Annotated in this window: 15 protein-coding genes and 1 pseudogene; 10 read left to right on the top strand and 6 right to left on the bottom strand. The window is 45.6% G+C overall.

Annotated elements, in window-relative coordinates:
- Positions 1–45: 45 nt before the first annotated feature.
- Positions 46–2,310 carry a beta-glucosidase family protein gene (locus NST74_RS07595; protein WP_341111257.1) on the bottom strand — a complete coding sequence of 755 codons (2,265 nt, stop codon included), beginning with the start codon at positions 2,308–2,310 and terminating at the stop codon, positions 46–48.
- 111 nt (positions 2,311–2,421) lie between these two features.
- On the opposite strand from NST74_RS07595, the gene NST74_RS07590 reads away from it, so the two are divergent.
- The gene (locus NST74_RS07590; protein WP_341111256.1) at positions 2,422–3,696 is read left to right on the top strand and encodes an AraC family transcriptional regulator; all 1,275 of its coding nucleotides are present in this window, start codon (positions 2,422–2,424) and stop codon (positions 3,694–3,696) included.
- 35 nt (positions 3,697–3,731) lie between these two features.
- Here NST74_RS07590 and NST74_RS07585 read toward each other — a convergent pair whose 3' ends face one another.
- Together NST74_RS07585 and NST74_RS07580 are read right to left on the bottom strand one after the other, a co-directional pair.
- The gene (locus NST74_RS07585; protein WP_341111255.1) at positions 3,732–4,892 is read right to left on the bottom strand and encodes a serine hydrolase domain-containing protein; all 1,161 of its coding nucleotides are present in this window, start codon (positions 4,890–4,892) and stop codon (positions 3,732–3,734) included.
- Between the two features lie 162 nt (positions 4,893–5,054).
- Positions 5,055–5,888, bottom strand: coding sequence for a metallophosphoesterase (locus NST74_RS07580; RefSeq protein ID WP_341111253.1), 834 nt, complete (start codon positions 5,886–5,888; stop codon positions 5,055–5,057).
- Between the two features lie 189 nt (positions 5,889–6,077).
- Between NST74_RS07580 and NST74_RS07575 the strand changes: the two genes are divergently transcribed.
- The 4 genes from NST74_RS07575 (at position 6,078) to NST74_RS07560 (ending at position 10,869) form a co-directional block, all read left to right on the top strand.
- The gene (locus NST74_RS07575; RefSeq protein ID WP_341111252.1) at positions 6,078–7,730 is read left to right on the top strand and encodes a helix-turn-helix domain-containing protein; all 1,653 of its coding nucleotides are present in this window, start codon (positions 6,078–6,080) and stop codon (positions 7,728–7,730) included.
- Positions 7,731–7,904: 174 nt separating this feature from the next.
- A complete protein-coding gene (locus tag NST74_RS07570; protein ID WP_341111250.1) occupies positions 7,905–8,852 on the top strand; it encodes an iron-hydroxamate ABC transporter substrate-binding protein in 948 nt (315 codons plus the stop codon).
- Positions 8,853–8,857: 5 nt separating this feature from the next.
- Positions 8,858–9,865: a FecCD family ABC transporter permease gene (locus tag NST74_RS07565; protein WP_341111247.1), complete on the top strand. Its 1,008-nt coding sequence runs from the start codon at positions 8,858–8,860 to the stop codon at positions 9,863–9,865.
- Entirely contained in the window at positions 9,862–10,869 is a 1,008-nt protein-coding gene (locus NST74_RS07560; protein ID WP_341111245.1) for a FecCD family ABC transporter permease, read from the top strand. The genes NST74_RS07565 and NST74_RS07560 overlap by 4 nt, the downstream gene beginning before the upstream one ends.
- 244 nt (positions 10,870–11,113) lie before the next feature.
- Here the strand turns inward: NST74_RS07560 and NST74_RS07555 are convergent, their stop codons facing one another.
- Both NST74_RS07555 and NST74_RS07550 read right to left on the bottom strand, forming a co-directional pair.
- Positions 11,114–11,812, bottom strand: coding sequence for an SDR family oxidoreductase (locus tag NST74_RS07555; protein ID WP_341111244.1), 699 nt, complete (start codon positions 11,810–11,812; stop codon positions 11,114–11,116).
- Positions 11,809–12,279, bottom strand: coding sequence for a VOC family protein (locus NST74_RS07550; protein WP_341111241.1), 471 nt, complete (start codon positions 12,277–12,279; stop codon positions 11,809–11,811). Before NST74_RS07550 ends, NST74_RS07555 begins: the two co-directional genes overlap by 4 nt.
- 175 nt (positions 12,280–12,454) lie before the next feature.
- Between NST74_RS07550 and NST74_RS07545 the strand changes: the two genes are divergently transcribed.
- From NST74_RS07545 to NST74_RS07535, 3 genes are read left to right on the top strand one after another with little or no spacing between them, the layout of a single operon-like run.
- Complete coding sequence (locus NST74_RS07545; protein WP_076119360.1) at positions 12,455–13,336, top strand: carbohydrate ABC transporter permease; 882 nt, start codon at positions 12,455–12,457, stop codon at positions 13,334–13,336.
- Entirely contained in the window at positions 13,336–14,175 is an 840-nt protein-coding gene (locus NST74_RS07540; RefSeq protein WP_341111239.1) for a carbohydrate ABC transporter permease, read from the top strand. The genes NST74_RS07545 and NST74_RS07540 overlap by 1 nt, the downstream gene beginning before the upstream one ends.
- Positions 14,176–14,218: 43 nt before the next feature.
- On the top strand, positions 14,219–15,484 hold the full coding sequence (locus tag NST74_RS07535) for an ABC transporter substrate-binding protein (RefSeq protein ID WP_445668179.1): 1,266 nt from the start codon (positions 14,219–14,221) through the stop codon (positions 15,482–15,484).
- A gap of 71 nt (positions 15,485–15,555) precedes the next feature.
- On the opposite strand, the gene NST74_RS07530 is transcribed toward NST74_RS07535, so the two are convergent.
- Positions 15,556–16,137, bottom strand: a complete 582-nt coding sequence (locus NST74_RS07530; protein ID WP_341111237.1) for a TetR/AcrR family transcriptional regulator — start codon at positions 16,135–16,137, stop codon at positions 15,556–15,558.
- Between NST74_RS07530 and NST74_RS07525 the strand changes: the two are divergent.
- Positions 16,110–16,444: pseudogene (locus tag NST74_RS07525) on the top strand (MFS transporter); the annotation flags it as partial. The gene NST74_RS07530 and the pseudogene NST74_RS07525 sit on opposite strands and share 28 nt — an antisense overlap.
- A gap of 241 nt (positions 16,445–16,685) precedes the next feature.
- On the top strand, positions 16,686–17,303 hold the full coding sequence (locus tag NST74_RS07520) for a TetR/AcrR family transcriptional regulator (protein WP_341111234.1): 618 nt from the start codon (positions 16,686–16,688) through the stop codon (positions 17,301–17,303).
- Positions 17,304–17,310 lie beyond the last annotated feature (7 nt).

The following is a 17,310-nucleotide window of genomic DNA, read 5'->3' as shown; positions in this document are numbered from 1 at the left end:
TATATTAGATTTTTATTAAAGATCAGACTTGGCCTTTTCTATATCCTACTCCACAGCCAAAGCATTAAATTCTTGCAGATCCTTGGCTAAATCTTCTTCCGTGTATTTCCCTTGGCCGAATCCAATCAATGCCCGCAGCGGCATATATTTCATCATCGCCATGAACATTTCTGGATTATCGCCCATCGCATCGCCTAACCCAAAAACACTGCTGAATTTCTTCACTTTATCTGCCGTACGTGGATTGTCTAGCAAATCACCAACGGTACTGTTGCGATGATATCGTAACGCAAGCGGAACTGTCGATTCCACTTCAATAGAAGCAGTCAGACGAATATCCCTTGAAGAGGAACCAATAGCAATGTCAAAAATGCCACTTTCCACATACCAATCCCCAATGTTGACGTTGTAATAAGCAAAGGAACGTTTATCCAGTTCAAAAGCAACCTCTTGCTCTTCCCCAGGCTGAAGCGCTAGCTTCTGGAAGCCCTTAAGCTCCTTAAGTGGGCGAATTACACTGCTCTCCACATCACTAACATAGAGCTGAACGATTTCTTTTCCAGCACGAGTACCTGTATTTTTGACGGTAGCCGTAACTTTTACGGACTCATTATCTTTTATGCTGCTCTTGGAAATTGTTAAATTACTGTATTGAAATTCTGTGTAGCTTAGGCCAAAGCCGAAAGGAAACAGCGGTTCAACTTCTTTTTTATCATAATAACGATAGCCTATAAACAAACCTTCTTTATATTCCACTGTATCCCCTTCACCCGGGAAATTAAGAAAGGATGGATTGTCGCTCAGCTTCATCGGGAAGGTCTCTGCCAGTTTACCGCTTGGACTAACCTCTCCAAACAATAGATCTGCAACTGCACCGCCAAAAGCCTGCCCACCTAGATAACCTTCAAGAATCCCCTTCGTTTTATGGATCCAAGGCATTTCTATGGGTGAACCATTGCTGAGCACGACAACGATATTGGTTTGCACCTCAGCCACTGCATCGATCAGTGCTTTATGGCTCTCTGGAAGTGACAAGTGACTACGATCATACCCCTCTGATTCATAGTTATCCGGAAGTCCAAGGAACAATACGGCTATATCCCCTTTTGCCGCTGTATCCCGCGCCTCTTGCAGCAAGGCTTCATTAATTCCGTCATGATTCAGTTCATAACCTTGTGCATACAGCAGTTCGGCAGAACCTGCGAGAGCCTTCATCTCTTCAAAAGCGTCATCTAATTTCGTCGGATTCACATGTGAGCTGCCTCCACCCTGATATCGTGGATTTCTAGCAAACTCACCTATGACCGCAATCGTTCCTTGTTTAGCTATCGGTAAAATATGATCCTCATTTCTAAGGAGCACCATGCTCTCCCGTGCCACTTCACGAGCCAGTTGATGATGTTCTTCCGCATTAAATGATGCATTATCTTTACGGTTCTCCACCGCCTTAAAAACAAAGGCAAGTAACCGTTCCACTGCAAGATTTAACGTTTCTTCAGCCAGCTCGCCACTTTGTACTGCTGCGACAATCTTAGCATCACCAATTCCTCCGGTTGAAGGCATTTCCAGCTCCAGCCCTGCTTGCAGCGCCTTCACCCGTTCATTGACCGCACCCCAGTCGGAGACGACGAATCCCTCGTAGCCCCATTCTTCTCTAAGAATCTTAGTCAGAAGAAATTCACTCTCGGAAGCATACTCACCGTTCACTCGATTGTAAGAGCACATCACGCTCCATGGCTGACTATTCTTAACTGCGCCTTCAAAGCTAGCCAGATAAATCTCCCGCAGCGTCCGCTCATCAACAACGGCATCAACAGACATTCTCCGGTGCTCCTGATTATTAGCGGCAAAATGCTTGAGTGAGGTTCCTACTCCTTCACTTTGCACACCTTTGATATGATTCCCGCCCATCTCCGAAGAAAGGTATGGGTCTTCCGAAAAATATTCAAAGTTACGGCCGTTCAATGGAGAGCGCTTAATATTTGTTCCCGGTCCAAGCAGAACAGCAACGTTCTCTGCTTGACACTCTTTCCCGAGTGCTTTACCCACACGCCCGATTAAATCCCGATCCCAAGAAGAAGCCATCCCTGCTGCTGAGGGAAAACAAGTCGCAGGTACACTATTATGGAGTCCGAGATGATCGGCGCTCTCTTTTTGCTTGCGTAAACCATGGGGGCCGTCCGTTACCATTAAAGAGGGGATTCCAAGTCGTTCAATGCCCTTCGTATGCCAGAAATCAAGCCCTGAGCAGAGTCCTGCTTTCTCCTCAAGGGTCATTTTTGATATGAGTTCATGAATGTTGGTTTTCATAAAAATACCTCCTCTGAATGTATCTATCCCCATTTTAATCGACTTCATATTAGATTTATGGCATTATTATTGCATTTTTGGTATTCTGGTTGGGCGAGGAGGCTGGAAATATTGAATCATTTAGATGATCATGAAGGAGCGCAATATATCTGTAAAGTGTTGTATGAATCGCTGCATATTCCTGTGTTTCTGCTAGACGCCAATCGGAGAATTGAGCTAGCGCTGCCTTCCTCAACGGAGGGCGCCCCATGGGTTTATGACATTAATGAATTCCTTTCGGAAATTGCAGATTCTACTAAAAGAGAGAACAATTCTATTCTAGATCACTCCAATACCTCCATACTGATCATTCGCACTACTAGTTTCCTAGAGAATTACATCCTTCTCCATCTGCCCTCTGACAGCAGTAACGGGGGAAGTATTGTGATCGGCCCTACACTGTATACTCAACTTTCAGAGAATAATATGACAAGTCTGATGCGTGACCATGAGGTTCCACTCAGACTGTACGAGCAATGGATGAAATACTACCGCAGCTTAACTGTGCTTAATAGAATGAGACTCAACCATACCGCTATGCTGCTATACTCGCTCGTCACTGGAAAGACGCTATCCCTTAGCGAACTGTTATTGAACACTCGAACCTTTGAACATAAACAGCCTCCCTCAGACAGTTTGGACTTGGACGTTTCCTACCGACGCGAGAATACATGGCTGCACCACGAACCCATGCTGGAAAAAGCATTATTTCACCATATCAAAAATGGAAATAAGGCTGAGCTGCTTCGTGTCCAGGCAACCTTCTCTGAAGAGAATTACGGAGTACTCTCCAAGAAGAGCCATTTACGCAACAAAAAGAATCTGGCGATCTCCTGCATTACGCTTGCTACACGTGCCGCTATTGATGGAGGACTGTATTGGGAGATTTCTTATACCCTAAGTGACTTTCACATCCAGCATATCGAAGAACTAAAGGATATTCCTGCCGTAGATCATGCTATTCTTAATGCGCTTTGCGATTTCGCTGACCATGTCAAAGAGAGCCGAATGGCGAAATTCTCGCGCACCGTGGCCCTCTGTCAAAACTATATTTTCAACCACCTATATGAGGAACTCTCTTTAGATAAGCTAGCTGAAGTCGCAGGATTAAACAGGAGCTATCTCTCCCAATTATTTAAGAAGGAAACAGGATTCACGGTCAGTGATTTTATTCAATTCGAGCGGATTGTAGAAGCCAAACGATTAATCGAATTACCGGGCATTAGCTTATCGGATATCGCTACGAGGCTACATTTCAATGACCAGAGCTATTTTACCAAAGTGTTTAAGAAATATACCGGAACTACCCCTAAACAATTCAGAAAAAACTGGGAAAGTACGCTATAGGCATAGGAGACTCGACTAAAAATCTAAAAGGATAATTAAAGATCAGTGATGGCTGCCAGAACAGTATTATTGAAGTAATCCACATACATATTTTTAAACGGCTTCTGGTGATCTAACTCTACGGATAAATGCACTGTAACTGTCTGATAAACCGGATCCACACAGAGGAATGGACCTGCCGCACCCCAGTGTGAATAAGCTTCTGGAGAGAACAAATCTCCACCGTCACGCTTCGTGCCGTTAATCGCCCATCCGTAACCCCAATAAGCTTCAGGAAAAACCTCGTCTCTATATTGTGAGGATACGCCTGGAATTTGATTACGGGTCATTTCTCTCACTGTTACCGGACTAAGGAATCGTACTCCGTTATAAATCCCACCGTTTAGAAACATCTGACCAAAGACAGCCAAATCCATCGCCGTTGAATAAGCGCCGCCCCCCGCAGAGACAGAATTCAGATTGTACTCACTGTCTACCCATTCCGCGCACGCTGCTTCTGGTGCACGTCTAACTACTTGGTCCCGTACTTCCATCGGTACACGATAATATGTATTTTCCATGCCAAGCGGTTTAAAGATATTTTCATTAACGAATACATCATAAGCTTGTCCACTCACTCGCCGGATGATTTCACCCAACAGCTCATAACCATATCCACAGTAAGACATGACTGTACCAGGCTCATTACTAAGCGGTGCATCATAACCGCCATATAAGTACTTATGTTGATCTGGGTCTTGATTAGGTTCGTGCGGAGGGTATTCCCCTTGCTCCTGTTTCGCTTGCCCATTCTGCCAAATGACCTCACCCTCCAGACCAGAGGTATGTGTTAACAAATGATGTACGCATACCTTAGTTTTGCCTTCACCTGTAAATTCGGGGATGTAATCGGAAACAGGTCTGTTTAGACCTACTTTCCCTTGTTCCATTAACATCATAATAGCGGTTGCCGTAAACAGCTTTGTTATGGAGCATAGTGGATATATAGCATCCACTGTTAATTCCGCTGCGCCTGGCTCTGGACCGAATTTACCGTTCGCTTGATGGACTAGTAGTACCCCCCTTCTCGCAGCAAGAATCACTTGTGCCGGTGTGATGTTGTCTTCAACCATTTGTGCAGCTGCTGTACGTATGCGCTCCACGCCGTAAGCCGACATCCCCGCCTGTTCTAGCCCATTAAATGATAGTCCTTTCATAGGTAGCCCTCCTAAATAATTTTATTTAATACATATATAAACTATTATACAAATATATTAAATAATCCTGCTTACTTGCTATTTTCCTGTTAGCCGATTATTTTAAAAAGCTGATCTCGGATTTTTCCCGAAAATCAGCTCCAACAACGTTCTTTTTCTTCACTAAGTGACCGCTACCTTAAATGCGTCGACGTTTAATACCGATCCATTGATGGTCAATGTGGCATTATAATAACCTCGATTCCCATTTGGCGTACATTTATAATCACCAGAACATCCGCACACGAAGAATTTAGTTTTCGTATAGCCAGGATAAATATTGGTAAGCTTCCGGTAAAACTTGTGCCCATGATGCGTAAAAATGGCAAGTATCTTATCTCTCACCTTCGCAGGAATAGCCCCAAAAAACTTAGCAGTTTCCGCCGCGCTTAATACATGACTTGGATCAACCGTGATCCCGCTCACCTTTAAAGGCCAATGAAAATCAATAATATAAAAATGCTGATCATCTAAATTTTTCAATATATTAATACTGCCCGGAGTGAACTGCCCCATAGCACAATTAAGCCACACGTACTTCACCATACCCTGTGTCCCAGGAAAATTCATTTGCCCTTCCACTGCACCTAAATATTGCGTGAACAAGGACTGTGTACTAGCCTCCCAATTCCCTATAGATGCTTTATAAGGGATGCTCCCCAGCGTGTTTGTTACCGTATCTTTAAAATCCTTGTAGTAAGCATTTGCATTTTTTCCATGATTCGCTCCCGCTTGCGTGTTATCTCCTCCAAAAATAACAAATCTCTTATTCCCGCTGCTTACTGCTTTTGGCAAAAGATTCTTAAAAATGCTAGTGCTATTCCCATATCCCACATGGCTGTCCCCAATAACCGCGAAGTTAATAGTCTGGGCTGTTGCTTTAGGATTCAGATTAGATTTGGGTTTGGGCCTGGAGAAAAGCTTGCGCTTCTTGGCGGAGGCTAACTGCTTTTTCATCTTAATCACCTCTTTAAAATGGATAAAGAATACCTGGTAGTATGTATATTCGATCCAATATGCTTTCTCTTGGACAGACGAATCTTTTAAAAAGGGAAGATGTTATAATTAGTTCCACAGAAGTCAATAATACTGTTCAATCCATAGATTTATAGTTTGAAAATATATTCAACTAACGGAGGCCTTATTTTGAATAACGTTATCCCGGAATGGGCCGAATCTCATTTTCCTTTATATAGCGCTGGCAGCATTCAATCGATGTATGGGACCTCAAATCTACCAAGAGTTCAGATTTATGAGAATCTAACCGTATTACTGGCCGTTGCCGCTGGTAAAGGAAGCCTTGAGGTCAATAATCTGACTTATGAGCTTACGGAAGGAAGCATAGTCCTTCTCCCCGCCAATACTCATGCCGCTTTAATTACAAATCTCCAGCAGCCGCTTCATGCCTATAAGCTCACCATCTGGATTCAAGAGCAGACTCAAGCTATACCTGGCGGTGCGATGATACGAAAAAGCGAGATGGCTTCGAGTTCAAATATGCTGTTGTTTCCATATGAGCCTACCATTGTAACCAGTGTCAAGGAGTTGTATCTTCACCGACTGCCAGATCGAGAAACACGCCATGTACAGAATCAAATGCTCTTTCATCAGATTATTCTACAATTGCTTGAACAGCAGGAAGCCAGATATACAGTCAACGAGCAACCTTCGATGGAACGGAGCATTTCTTACCTGGAGAATCACTTTAGCGAAAAAATAACACGTGAGCACTTGGCCGCCATAGCGGGTGTAAGCAGCTCGCATTATTCAACGCTGTTCAAGCAGGTGACAGGCTTCAGCCAAAGCGAATATCTGTCACGGCTACGGGTTCATAGTGCCAAGGAACTTTTACTTAACGGTTCAGGCACACTTAGGGAAATTGCGCTGAAGGTAGGCTACAAGGATGAATTTTATCTCAGTCGTCGCTTTAAGCTGCAGACAGGCGCATCTCCATCCGGTTACAGCCGAAGCTCGTTCCAGCGAGTTGCCGTAATGCTCACCCCTTATGCCAGTCATCTACTGTTACTTGGCTTAGAACCTGCGGTTACCATCTCTGAAAGCAGTGAATATTTGAATCTTTCGGATCAGGAACCACCGCAGTCGATGAAATTTATCAATACAAATAGCTCTGCTGAACAGATCAGGTCGCTATTACTTGAAGCCAACATCGAACTGATTATTGCGGCGAAAGAACATCTGGAGGAATACGGATTGAAGGCTGGGCTACTGCGTGCTGTAGCACCGATTATGGAGATCTCTTGGAACGAAATCGGATGGAAAGATCAGCTGCGATTAATCGGCCGAGCCATTCAGCGGAGTGAACGGGCGGAGCAGTGGCTGAACGATTTTGAACAAGAAGAGCTAGAAGCCCGTGAAAAAGTACTGCACAGCACAGTCGCTAATGATATCATCACCATTCTGGTAATCAAGCCTGAGGAGCTACTCGTTTACGGAGCACGGAATGTTGGTTATGTGATGTACCAATCCCTTGGGCTTAGAGCTCCAACCTTGATTGACAATGAGATAAAAAGATTGGGAGATCAGTTCCATTCGATTTCGATCGGGGTTTCAGATCTTGCAGATTATGCAGGAGACCGAATTTTAGTCATTGTATTTCCCGATGCCAAAGGCTCTACAGCACATACTGAAGCGATCTTCCAATCCCCTTATTGGAGCCAGCTTCCCGCAGTGCAGCAGAAGAAAGTCCATTTACTTGATCTAGATGACTGGGTACCTTATAATCCGGCTTCGATTCGTTTACAACTGGAACGTGCTGTAGCTTTATTCGGAGGCAAATAATAGTCCAAGCCTTTTTTCCAACAAAAAGGCATGGCTAGGCACATAAGTGATCCCTATAATGATTACAAATGCGAATGATTCTCATAATCACTCTTAGGTATAGCTGAGGATTGATTTACATTTCTGGAATTGTTCCAAGAAACACTGTCATACAAAAAAGGGGAGAATTATTTAATGAGAAAGATATTTATTCCGTTTCTACTTATTATGGGGCTTGCACTTAGTGCTTGTGGGGGAAATCAGGCGAAAAATGAGGCTAGTCCTACAAACAGCCCATCTTCTACTCCTGCTGCGGAGTCAGAAAGTGCGACTTTTACTTATCAATCCGAAGATGGACCTGTTGAGGTTCCAACACATCCTCAGCGTGTTGTTGTACTCACCCGTTTTTTAACAGGTAATGTTATGGCACTGGGAGTGCCTGTTGTAGGCGTAGATGAAATGTCCAAAACCAACCCACGCTTTGAAGAACAGCTGAAAGACGTAGAAGCGGTTAGCGATGAAAGTCTGGAGAAAATCATTGAACTGCAACCGGATCTGATCATCGGGCTCTCCGATATTAAGAATATCGATAAATTCAAGCAAATCGCACCAACCGTTACTTATACTTATAATAAAGTGGATTATTTAACCCAACAGCTGGAAGTCGGCAAATTGGTGAACAAAGAAAAAGAAGCTCAAGCTTGGGTCGATGACTTTAGCGCCCGCACTAAAAAAGCTGGTGAAGAAATCAGAGCGAAGATCGGCGATAATGCAACTGTGTCTGTTATTGAGACCTTCAATAAGCAATTATATGTTTACGGATATAACTTTGGCCGCGGAACTGAGCTTCTTTATGGGGACTTCAAACTCGGTATGCCAGAATCAGTAAAAGAAAGCACCAAAACGGATGGATTCTTCGCAGTTTCGACGGAAGTGCTGAAGGATTATCTGGGTGATTACGTGATTTTCAGCAAGAACGCGGATGAGGATAATTCCTTCCAGAATACCGAAATCTACAAGAGCATTCCTGCCGTCAAAAATAATCATGTTTTCGAAGCTGATGCAAAAGCATTCTACTTTAACGATCCACTCAGCCTAGAGTACCAGTTGGAATTCTTTGAACAACAATTTCTTGGGAAATAAAGATCATGACTACGAAGCAAACTTCCATTCCATTTTTATATAAGCTGCTTGGTAGCGTGCTGGTAATGATGATATGCCTCGTGATTGCTATGCTATTCGGGGCTAAAGAAACCACTTTCAATGACCTATGGCTTGCCATCACCTCAAATTCAAAAGCAGACAATGTCCTTATTCTGCGTGAAATCCGGCTGCCTCGCGAACTGGCCGCCATGCTAATTGGTGCCGCCTTTGCCGTATCCGGTGCTATCATGCAGGGGGTTACACGTAATCCGTTAGCTGACCCCGGCCTGCTCGGTCTGACCTCGGGAGCTAATATGGCGCTGGCTCTTACGTTTGTATTTCTGCCGGGACTGAATTATTTTGGTACCATGATCGCTTGTTTCTTCGGCGCTGCTCTAGGAGCCGTGTTAGTGCTTATTCTCGGCTCCGCGCGTCAAGGCGGCTTCTCTCCGATTCGAATCGTGCTTGCTGGTGCTGCGGTATCTGCCTTCCTGTATGCTATCGCAAGTGGCGTGAGCATTGCCTTCAAAATATCCAAGGATGTATCTATGTGGACAGCGGGTGGATTGATCGGCACAACCTGGGGCCAGCTTCAGGCTATCGCACCCGTTATTCTCATCGGCATCGTGGTGGCATTAATATTTTCAAACCAGTTAACAATTCTTAGCTTAAGTGACGAGGTAGCCATCGGATTAGGACAAAACCTTGCTTTGGTTAAAGGGATTCTATTTACTCTTATTATTCTGCTGACCGGAGCATCGGTCGCTCTAATTGGCGATATGGCTTTTGTAGGGCTGATGATTCCGCATATTGTCCGTAAGATTGTCGGTACCGATTACCGGTATATTTTGCCGATTTCGATCTTTACGGGTGCATCGTTCATGCTTCTCGCGGATACAATTGGACGGACAATTCATGCACCTTATGAGACGCCAGTGGTCGCCGTCGTAGCTATGCTTGGGCTGCCTTTCTTCTTGTTTGTTGTTCGGAAAGGAGGTAAAACACTCTCATGATTTCCTCTGCACCCGTACGAAAACAACGGATTATCTTATGTGTAAGCACCGGATTGATTTTGCTAACAGCAATCGTCAGCATGGGAATCGGATACTCTTCCTTATCTTTTGACAGGCTGCTTCCGGTTCTATTCGGGCACGGAACCTTTAAAGAGGATTTTGTATTATTCTCTGTAAGATTGCCGCGAATTCTGATTACACTGCTGGCAGGTATGGCCTTGGCGTTATCCGGTTCCATCCTGCAAAGCGTTACACGAAACGATCTAGCCGACCCCGGTATTATTGGTATCAATTCCGGTGCAGGTGTAGCTGTCGCTGTGTTCTTTCTATTTTTCCCGGTTAGCGCCGGATCATTTATTTTTGCTTTGCCGCTGGTTGCTTTTATAGGGGCATTACTTACGGCAGCGTTAATCTATCTATTTTCATATAGTCGAACTAAGGGACTTGATCCTGTTCGGCTGGTGCTAGTTGGGGTGGGCTTCTCCCTAGCGTTGTCTGGTGTTATGATCGTGATCATTTCGTCCGCGGATCGTGCCAAGGTAGATTTTATTGCAAAATGGATTGCAGGGAATATATGGGGTACAGATTGGCCGTTCATCTGGGCTTTACTGCCTTGGTTGATCCTGCTAGTTCCCTTTACCCTGTACAAATCACAGCGACTCAACCTGCTCAGTCTTAGTGAAGTATCCGCCATTGGTGTCGGCCTGAATCTGGAACGTGAACGTATCGTCCTGATTCTCACGGCTGTTGCAGCTTCCGCCTCAGCAGTATCCGTCACAGGCGGGATCGCCTTTATCGGGCTGATGGCTCCGCATATTGCAAAATCGCTAGTGGGCCCGCGCAATCAGATGTTTATTCCCGTCGCTGTATTGCTTGGCGGCTGGTTGCTTCTGATCGCGGACACTGTTGGCCGTAATCTCGTCGATCCTGACGGTATCCCGGCAGGGATCATGGTGTCGCTAATCGGCGTACCTTATTTCGCTTATTTATTGCTTAAGAAATAAGTAATCTATAAACAAAAAAGAGAACCCCGGCATAATTACCGAGGTTCTCTTTACTGTCCATTCCTATCTATATAGGCTGAATAAAAGATTATATCGAATAGCGAGAAGCATCGGAGGGGAGTATTGGAACTGCAGGAGCGGTTCAATCAAGAAATCTGGGGACAACAACGGCCGGAAGTCCAATGATTCACCGCAGTGACTACTGAGCTTTTTGTTCGCAACTTTAGTTCAGCCTATATATCACCTAAATCTTCATATCCTTACCCGTATAATCCACAAACATGAAATGACCTTCAGGTGTAGTCCGCTTCTCGATCAGGTCAAGGATCCCTTCGGCACTTTGATTTGGATTTGTCGGTGCCTCTGCCCCGCCCATATCTGTATGCATCCAGCCGGGATGCACGCTAAGCACTTGAATTCCGCGTTCTTTTACATAAACATGCAGCTGCTGCGAGAACATATTGAGCGCTGTTTTGGAAATGCCATATGGATAGTCGTTTGGATATGCATTAGTGATGCTGCCTGCTTCCGACGATACATTAATGATCGAGCATTCAGATTCCGTGAGTAGCGGCAGGAAATGCTTCACCACTCGCATTGGTCCATACAGATTAATATCCATTGTTGTAAGCATATCTTGGAAATTCAACGTTTCAATCGATGTATCCCGGGCACTGAGTACCGCCGCATTATTAATAATGGCACCCAGCGTCCGCCCTTGTTTTTGCAGACTAGCAGCCAGTGCTGCGATTCCCGCTTCATCCGTCACGTCCAACCCTGCGACTGTTAGCTTATCTCCGTAGGTTTCAGCAAGCTGGGATAACGCTGTTTGATCCTGATCAGGATGGCGAACCCCAGCAATCACTCCATGACCACGCTTTAATGCCTCAGCCGTCAGTTCATAACCCAATCCGCGTCCGGCACCGGTAATTATAATATTCATAATGAGTCCTCTCCTTTATCCTTGTCGTTCTCTAGCAGCTCTACGATTACCTTTAACTCCTTGAACGTATCCATATAAGCATAACGCCCTCCGGTATACTCACCCTTTTGCTGGAGCGGGAAGCCTTTGCCTTCGAGCAGCATAATCTTCTCCTTCATCCCTTCAACCACAAAAGCAATATGATGAGGCCCTTCCCCATGCTCATTCAAGTAATCACGCCATGTGCTCGGCTCATGATCCGGCTCAATCAGTTCCAACTGCAAGGAACCCATATCAAAAAAAGCTAGCTTTGCCCGTGCCTGCGTCGCCACGCCATTATGACGGGTCTGCGCAATATCTTCTGTATCTGTAACGATAATTTCCGGATTTTTCAGTCCAAAAAACTCCGCATATGCCGTACTTACCTTCTCAACATCATTCACCAAGATTCCAATCTGCGTAACAAAATTGCTAAGCAATCCTGACATCTGTTCAACCTCCTATTTGTCTGACAAGTCCACCATACCGATTCTTTGAAAGGGCTGTCAAGCCTGAGAAGAAATCATTCTGAAGCAGAGCGGATTTGTAGCCTGCTTGTTTCGGTTAATCACCAATCCGGTTATAGAATGAAAAGTTTACATTAACAAAAAGGGGTGAGGAACGATGGACCATAGAAAAAGATCACGCCTGATGCAGCAGTTTGTTTTTGTCGGGCCAACTTCCCTGTTTTTCTTTATTATTGTGCTGATTCCTTTCTTTTTGGGACTCTATTATTCATTTACCAGCTGGAACGGAATCTCGCGTCATGTGGAGTGGACCGGGCTCCGGAATTATCTACATATCTTCACTAAAGATCCTTCCTTTCTTAATTCTTTCTGGTTCACAGCGAAGTTCACTTTCTTTGGTTTAGTACTGACCAATCTGCTCGGCTTTGCACTCGCTTATGTACTGACCCGCAAACTGTTTACGCGCAATGTTCTGAGAACAGTATTTTTTGTCCCTCATGTCATCGGCGGACTTTTGCTCGGTTTCATTTGGCAGTTTATTTTTGTTAGAGGATTCTCTTCTATCGGACAAGCTACCGGTTGGTCCTTCTTCAATCTTCCATGGCTGGGCACCGGAGGGACGGCCTTCTGGGCGATTGTGATCGTATTTGTCTGGCAAAATGCAGGGTACCTGATGGTCATCTACATCTCCGCAATCAACAACGTTCCCAAAAGCCTGATTGAAGCCTCGAAGGTGGATGGCGCTGGACGATTTCAGGCTTTACGCCATGTCACTATCCCGCTCGTTATGCCAGCTGTAACCGTCTGCCTGTTCCTGTCGATCTCCTGGTCGTTTAAGCTGTTCGACCTTAACCTGTCTCTGACCAAGGGCGGCCCCTTCAAAGCTACCGAATCTGTAGCGTTGAATATTTATAATGAGGCCTACACGATCAGCAGGTTCGGTATGGGCTCGGCCAAAGCAATGATTTTCTTCGTCATCGTAGCTGTGATCTCCCTGCTGCAGGTTAGAGCAACCAAGAAAAGAGAGGTGGAGCTGTAATGGAGACTACTGCCAAAAAATTCAATGTGCCTCTGCTTCTCGTCGAAGTGATTGTGATCCTGCTAGGTCTTCTATTCCTGGTGCCATTTTACTTTTTGCTAGCGAACTCAGTAAAAAGCTATAGTGAGATTCTTTCAGATTCTGCTGCGCTGCCTACCACGTTCCAGTGGAGCAACTACGCCGAAGCTTGGAAAGCTACCAATTTCCCTCGTGCCTTCCTGAACTCTTTTATCATCACGGTGGTTAGTAATATTCTGCTAGCGTTCCTCTGCTCTATGTGTGCCTATAAAATGGTCCGCAATAACAGCTTGTACAACCGCATGCTTTATATTGCATTAGTAGCCGCTATGGTTATCCCGTTTCAGTCGATCATGATTCCGCTGGTGCAGGTCGTCAGCGGAATCGGGGTTATGGATTCAACTGCTGGTTTGATCTTAGCCTATCTTGGATTTGGCGCCCCGATGACTGTGTTTCTGTTCCATGGCTTCGTCAAATCGGTACCTCTTGATATCGAAGAGGCTTCAAGGGTGGATGGCAGCAGTCCTTATGGCACTTTTTTCCGAATTGTACTTCCGCTCATGCAGCCGATTATTATCACCGTCATTATTCTGAATACCCTGTGGATCTGGAACGATTACCTGATGCCTTCGCTTATTCTGCAGGACCCTGGGCTTCGCACCATACCCATCGCCACTTATAGTTTTTTCGGACAATATACGAAGCAGTGGGATTTGGCACTTCCGGGACTCGTGCTCGGAATTACGCCCGTGGTCATCTTTTTCCTAGTCATGCAAAAATATATTATTGAAGGCATTGCCCAAGGCTCCGTAAAGGGCTAACGACTACAAGTTACTTTCAGCCAGAGAGGATGAATGAATGAATATGAGAATACAACGTGGAATTCTCCTCGCATGCTCCCTGCTGCTGGCTACCCTGACAGCCGGCTGCGGACGCAGCAGCGACAATGCAAATGGAGTCAAAACCGTGCATATCTACCAGTTCAAGGTTGAAATATCCGAAGCGCTGGCTTCGCTTAAGACTGAATTCGAGAAGGAACACCCCGATATTAAACTGGAGATTCAGAGCGTGGGTGGCGGTACCGATTACGGTGCTTCCCTACGCGCCAAATTCTCTTCCGGAGATGAACCGGATATCTTCACCATCGGCGGCAACAATGAAAGAGATATGTGGCTGGAATATCTAGAGGATCTGAGCGGTGAAGCTTGGACTAAGGATGTAAAGCCGCTTGCAGCAGAACAAATGACCATAGATGGAAAGCTCTATGGCATGCCAATGAATCTGGAAGGCTACGGCTTCATCTATAATAAGGATCTGTTTAAGAAGGCCGGCATCACCGAGAAGCCATTGACCCTAACCGCACTACGTGAAGCCTCCGAGAAGTTAAAGTCGGCAGGGATCACACCTTTTGCCAATGGGTACCAGGAATGGTTCGTGCTCGGCAATCATAATGTGAACGTAGCTTTCGCTCAGCAACCAGATCCCGAAGCGTTTATCACCGGACTTACAGACGGCTCCAAAACCTTTGCCGGAGACCCTATTTTCTCCAAGTGGATTGATCTACTCGACCTTACTGTTGAATATGGCAACAAGAACCCGCTCTCGACCGACTATAATACCCAAGTCACTATGGTAGCGAGCGGCGAAGCCGCAATGATGCAGCAGGGCAACTGGACACAAGGACAGATCGACGGCATTGATCCCAATCTTAATCTGGGCATCCTGCCGATGCCCATTGATGACACACCCGAAGATAATGACAAGCTGTATGTAGGCGTGCCAAGCAATTGGGTGATCAATAAGAACTCCCCCGTCAAAGAGGAGGCCAAGGTCTTCCTGAATTGGCTCGTCACCTCCGAGACGGGAAAAAAATATATCACCAAGGAATTCCAGTTCATCCCTGCGCTCGACAACATTAAGGGAACCGAAGAAGATCTTGGAGCACTAGGTGCTGAGGTGCTGGCCTATACCGATAAAGATCAAGCGCTGACCTGGAACTGGACCCGCCTGCCGAACGGGATGCCGCAAGAATTATCCAGCAGCATTCAAGGCTATCTCGGTGGCAAGCTGACCAAAGAAGGCATGCTGAAGGAATTCCAAGTCAACTGGGATAATCTCAGTGTGCAGTGATTTACCCGCTCTTTACACATCAAAAGCCGCGCAACGTTGCGCGGCTTTTTCTTTTGAGCGTATTCATTTGGCTAGTTAGCGCGCAGCATACTGATTTGTCTGGCTAGATATACCGGCGTATAGGGCATGTCATCTCGAAGCCAAGAAATAACCGTGCCAATTAGGGCTGCTGAACCGTACCAAACGGCAATGTCCTTCTGTAAGGGCATCTTGGAATGATCAGCGGCGCCCTCCTTTTTCTCCTGGTGAGCAGAAATGATCTCCGCCATCAAGTTGAACAGGCGATCTGTAAAAATCGGGCTCCGTTTCGATGTGAGTATAACTTTGTAGAATTTTGCATTTTCCGCAATATGCTTAAGCAGAATCTCTAATATCCTTAAATTCTCTTCCTCAACCGATTCGTGATGGTCGTTATCGTTGTTCACCACTTGCAGAATGTCCTCCACCATCTCATCCGCCATCTTTTCCAACATATCCGGGAGGTCCCGATAATGCAGATAAAAAGTAACACGATTGATTTTAGCCCGCTCTGCAATACGGTTTACTGATATTTTCTCAATATCCATTTCCTCCAGCAATTCAATCACAGCTTCTCTAAGCAATTGACGTGTACGAAGTACCCGGGGATCTGTACGTTGCGTTGTGTTATTCATCAGATATGATGATGCTGCTACTGTATCTGCAGAATGCCCGCGGCTTCACAGCGATGGAATCCGGCTTACTGCTGCTTCCTGGCGCGCTCATTATGGGTTTATTAATGCCGGTAACCGGATGGTATTACTCCTAATGCCTATCCAAACTTTAGGACTAAATCAATTGCCTTCTAAGCTTAGTGCGCACAGAACAGCAATCTCAAATACCATCCGACAAGTTGTTGGTGCCGTAGGGACTTCCCTTCTCGTCACTGTAATGACGAGCCGTACTACAACGCATATGAAGGATATGATGGCCGCAGGTAGCACTATTTAAAGCAACTGCAAAAGAGATCAGCGATGTTAATCATTGCTGATCTCTTTTTAGTCTGACAACTACCCTGCTTACAAGCTCGGGCGGTTCACTACCCTGTATCCTGAATATACCACACTCTCTTCGCTTCTAAAAAATTGCCCATTGCGCAATTTTGCCCTTTGGGCAATAATATAAAAATAGAAAATAGAGCACAGAATGTCCTCTGTACTTAAGAAAGGAGATTGCATAGAACTTGAACCCCAAACAGACGCTGCGCGACAAAAAAAAAGAAGCTACGGCCTATGCCTTAGCCAAATCCGCCTTCGAGCTTGCGCTTGAGCTAGGTATGGACGGTTTCATCGTCGACGACGTTGTCCAGAAGGCCGGCTACTCCCGGCGGACCTTTGCTAACTACTTCTCATGCAAAGAGGAGGCGGTGGCCGCATATTTTATCAGCAACTCTTCAAGAGAGGGTCAGAGCAAGCTATTCGAGGACCTGCCACCAGATGCAACACCGCTGGATGCTCTGTATAAATTGTTCAAGCTGCAGTTCACTTCCGAGTTTCTGTATCAATTGCGGCAGTTCGTATTGCTGGCTAATCAGTATCCGTCGCTGGAGCCTTATATCCTCAGCGTATTTCGCCGCCTGCAGATTGCCGCGCAGGAAGTGCTCGAACAGTTCACTCATGGACGCTATGCCGACGGATATACACACCTTCTCGCTGGTGCCGTTTACGGAGCGTTCGTGCCGATTCTGGATGGACGTCTAAACGTCATGCTACCAGGCGAAGCGCAGGATGAACACTCCGATGCCATATCGTTCGATCAATATCTAAATTCCATGTTCACTTATTTACGCAAAGGCTTTTAATTCAAAG

This window comes from Paenibacillus sp. FSL F4-0125, from assembly GCF_038008565.1.
Taxonomy (GTDB): Bacteria; Bacillota; Bacilli; order Paenibacillales; family Paenibacillaceae; genus Paenibacillus_AQ.
Note: the sequence above shows the minus strand (reverse complement) of the source record. Positions and strands in the feature narration are given on the sequence as shown.

Coding starts and splice junctions, on each gene's coding strand:
- NST74_RS07570 (WP_341111250.1), top strand. CDS start 7,905: ATGAGAAAGATATTTATTCCGTTTCTACTTATTATGGGGCTTGCACTT.
- NST74_RS07550 (WP_341111241.1), bottom strand. CDS start 12,279: ATGTCAGGATTGCTTAGCAATTTTGTTACGCAGATTGGAATCTTGGTG.
- NST74_RS07555 (WP_341111244.1), bottom strand. CDS start 11,812: ATGAATATTATAATTACCGGTGCCGGACGCGGATTGGGTTATGAACTG.
- NST74_RS07540 (WP_341111239.1), top strand. CDS start 13,336: ATGGAGACTACTGCCAAAAAATTCAATGTGCCTCTGCTTCTCGTCGAA.
- NST74_RS07560 (WP_341111245.1), top strand. CDS start 9,862: ATGATTTCCTCTGCACCCGTACGAAAACAACGGATTATCTTATGTGTA.
- NST74_RS07595 (WP_341111257.1), bottom strand. CDS start 2,310: ATGAAAACCAACATTCATGAACTCATATCAAAAATGACCCTTGAGGAG.
- NST74_RS07565 (WP_341111247.1), top strand. CDS start 8,858: ATGACTACGAAGCAAACTTCCATTCCATTTTTATATAAGCTGCTTGGT.
- NST74_RS07535 (WP_445668179.1), top strand. CDS start 14,219: ATGAGAATACAACGTGGAATTCTCCTCGCATGCTCCCTGCTGCTGGCT.
- NST74_RS07585 (WP_341111255.1), bottom strand. CDS start 4,892: ATGAAAGGACTATCATTTAATGGGCTAGAACAGGCGGGGATGTCGGCT.
- NST74_RS07580 (WP_341111253.1), bottom strand. CDS start 5,888: ATGAAAAAGCAGTTAGCCTCCGCCAAGAAGCGCAAGCTTTTCTCCAGG.
- NST74_RS07530 (WP_341111237.1), bottom strand. CDS start 16,137: ATGAATAACACAACGCAACGTACAGATCCCCGGGTACTTCGTACACGT.
- NST74_RS07545 (WP_076119360.1), top strand. CDS start 12,455: ATGGACCATAGAAAAAGATCACGCCTGATGCAGCAGTTTGTTTTTGTC.